Annotated in this window: 3 protein-coding genes; all 3 read left to right on the top strand. The window is 33.9% G+C overall.

The window, feature by feature from the left end:
- The first annotated feature begins 102 nt into the window (after positions 1–102).
- The 3 genes from BG20_RS07315 (at position 103) to BG20_RS07305 (ending at position 2419) form a co-directional block, all read left to right on the top strand.
- Positions 103–1047, top strand: a complete 945-nt coding sequence (locus tag BG20_RS07315; protein WP_238527553.1) for a S1C family serine protease — start codon at positions 103–105, stop codon at positions 1045–1047.
- Between the two features lie 135 nt (positions 1048–1182).
- Entirely contained in the window at positions 1183–1419 is a 237-nt protein-coding gene (locus BG20_RS07310; protein WP_007401375.1) for a sulfurtransferase TusA family protein, read from the top strand.
- Between the two features lie 7 nt (positions 1420–1426).
- Positions 1427–2419, top strand: coding sequence for a PLP-dependent cysteine synthase family protein (locus BG20_RS07305; protein WP_010192911.1), 993 nt, complete (start codon positions 1427–1429; stop codon positions 2417–2419).
- Positions 2420–2587: the final 168 nt, after the last annotated feature.

Below are 2587 nucleotides of genomic sequence, written 5' to 3'. Positions count from 1 at the left end.
ACAAGTTTTACCTGTTGATTCCGTAATACATGAACAAAATAATCCAACCTTGATGTGCTTTATCAAAACTTGGAAAATTCTGTTGTACAAATAACTAGCACTGTGACCCAGACACGTTCAAATATTATCATTAATGGTAATCCCTTACAGCAGCAATCGTCTAGATTGGGTTCTGGATTTGTATATGATAACGAAGGTCATATAATTACTAATTATCATGTTGTAGCAGGTGTAGACAATGTTGATGTTGCACTCTCAAATGGTGATATTTTTTCTGCCAAAGTAATTGGAACTGATAAATTCAATGACATTGCAGTGTTACAATTAACTGATAATTATTCCGATGAGTCTTTAACGCCAGTATCATTTGCAGATTCTTCTCAGATCAAAGTGGGAGAACAGGTAATTGCAATTGGAAACCCATTTGGATTGAGTAATACTATGACCACTGGAATAGTAAGTCAAATAGGACGATTGCTTCCAAATCAAGAGATTGGTTTTTCAATTCCTAACATTATTCAAACAGATGCTGCAATAAATCCAGGAAATTCAGGAGGACCTTTATTGGATAATACTGGAAATCTGATTGGAATGAATACTGCTATTCAATCCAATGTTGGTGAATTTGCAGGTGTTGGTTTTGCGGTTCCATCAAATACAATTAAAAAAGTTGTCCCAGCATTAATTGAAAAAGGCGAATTTGATCATCCATGGCTTGGAATTTCTGGAACCACACTTACACCAAAATTGGCTGAAAAATTTAATCTCCCAAAGAATTTCCGAGGGGCTGTAATTAATGACATTGTAAAGGATGGGCCTGCAGGTAAAGCAGGACTTAAGGGTGCATTGTTTTCATCCACCGGAGAAATAGTTAGTGCCGATATTGTAACTTCAATTGACAATGTTCCCGTCAAAAGAATTGATGATATCATAGCATATGTATCTGAAAACAAATCTGTTGGTGATAAAGTTACTTTACAAGTCTATAGAGATGGATCTGTAATTACAGTTAACATTGAACTAGGTAAAAGAGTAACAATCAATTGACGGAACCATTACTTGGATTTTTTAATTTCCATATTAGCTTGGATTAACTTTTGAGACTGTTTTTGCTAAATAGTTTTAATTTTATTAAAATAGATTTTAATATGACAAAATAGTCATTATGAAGTAGTTAACAACATGTCTGAATCAAATGAGAAGAAACTAGATGCAACTGGATTATTTTGTCCAGAACCTGTTTTTAGAACTAAAATTGAGATTGAAAAAATGCAAGTAGGACAAGTGCTAACTGTATCAGCTGATGATCCTGCAGCTGAGGATGATATTTCAAGATGGGTTACAAGAAATGGTCACACTTTATTAAATTTAAAAAAAGATGGAAATACTATCACTTTTCAAATTAAAAAGGTGAAATAATTCAATCATGGCAACCGTCACCAGTTCTGATATTCTTAACCGTGTTGGTAATACTCCACTAGTCAAATTGGATTCCCTTTCTCATAACAATATACAATACTTTGCTAAACTAGAAGGTCATAATCCGTTTGGTTCTGTCAAAGATAGGGCTGCATACTGGATGATTAAAGATGGAGAAGAAAAAGGCAAGCTCACAAAAGGAAAAAGCATCATAATTGAACCTACATCTGGTAACACTGGAATTGCATTAACTGGGATTGCAAAATTACTTGGTTATAAGGTAGAAATTGTAATTCCTGAAAAAGCAAGTAATGAAACTAAAGATATCATTCGAAATCTTGGAGCCAAAGTTTTTGAAACAAGTGACGATCTTTGCCCAAAAGTTGGTGCTGGGACTGATCAGAGTATCGCATTAGCTACATCAATTGCATCATCAAGACCTGATACATATTATTCTCCAAATCAGTATGCAAATGAAGCAAACTTTATGGGTCATTATGTTGGAACTGGCCCAGAAATCTGGAAACAAACTGATGGTAAAGTAACTCATTTCTTTACAGGTGTTGGAACTGGTGGAACGATCACCGGAATTGGAACCTATCTTAAAGAAAAAAATCCTAATGTTAAAATCATTGGTTGTCAACCTCAACAAAACCATTTAATTCAAGGATGGAGAAATTTTGAAGAATCTGCAAAGCCTGACTTATTTTTAAAACGTGAAAATGTTGTTGATGATTGGGTATCTGTTGATAATGATGAAGCATTTGCTGTTGTAAAAGAGGTTCTGGAGAAAGACAAGCTATTGATTAGTCCTTCATCTGCGGCAGTCTATGCATGTATGAAAAAATACAAGGTTGATGGGGATGCATATGTGGTTGGAATATTTGCCGATGATGGACGCAAGTTCAAGAGTGTATATGCTAAACAAAACATAATGGCTGAAACAGAGTTTGAAAATGCTCTGAAAGAAGCAAAATACATGTCAGAATTAGCTTACTGATTTAGATCTTTTCTTATTCCTTTAAAAAATCTTTTAGATGTTTTTCATAAAATCCTCTGAATATTTTATTCATGTTTTTTTCATGATTCATACATAATGTATTTGATTCGATGAGTTTTTCTCTGAGATCCTTGCTCCATTTACTTTGCTGTTTGTCTTTTGATTTTA

The organism is Candidatus Nitrosarchaeum limnium BG20 (assembly GCF_000241145.1).
Lineage (GTDB): Archaea > Thermoproteota > Nitrososphaeria > Nitrososphaerales > Nitrosopumilaceae > Nitrosarchaeum > Nitrosarchaeum limnae.
Note: the sequence above shows the minus strand (reverse complement) of the source record. Positions and strands in the feature narration are given on the sequence as shown.